The organism is Streptomyces sp. WM4235 (assembly GCF_001279725.1).
GTDB lineage: Bacteria > Actinomycetota > Actinomycetes > Streptomycetales > Streptomycetaceae > Streptomyces.
In genome coordinates this window covers 1-453 of record NZ_LGDE01000286.1, presented here as the reverse complement: position 1 = coordinate 453, position 453 = coordinate 1, and the positions used below count along the sequence as shown (strand labels likewise).

Genomic DNA, 453 nt, shown 5'->3' with positions numbered 1-453 from the left:
GACGGTCCGGACCCTGGCCGATCGGCTCGTGCGGCTCCTGACGGCCGTGGTCGCGGACCCGACGGCGCCCGTCTCGGCGATCGAGCTGATGGACCCGGCCGAACGGGAACGGGTACTCACCCGCTGGAACGACACCGCCCGGCCCGTCCCCACCCTCACCCTCGACGACCTGGTCGCCGCCGGCGCACGACGCGACCCGGAGGGCACGGCCCTCGTCTTCGAGGGCGTCGAACTCACCCGCGCCGAGTTCGAGGACCGCGTCAACCGCCTCGCCCGACTCCTCATCACCCACGGCGTCGGCCCCGAGAAGGTCGTCGGCGTCGCGCTCCCGCGCTCCTTCGACCTCGTCATCGCCCTGCACGCCGTCGTCCGCGCCGGCGGCGCCTACCTCCCCCTCGACACCACCCTGCCCACCGACCGCCTCACCCACATGATCCAAACCGCCGCCCCGGT

1 protein-coding gene is annotated in these 453 nt (G+C 74.0%); it reads left to right on the top strand.

The features are described from left to right. Window positions 1–28: 28 nt before the first annotated feature. A partial coding sequence (locus ADK55_RS19685) for an AMP-binding protein (protein WP_234350153.1) occupies window positions 29–453 on the top strand: 425 nt, incomplete at its 3' end.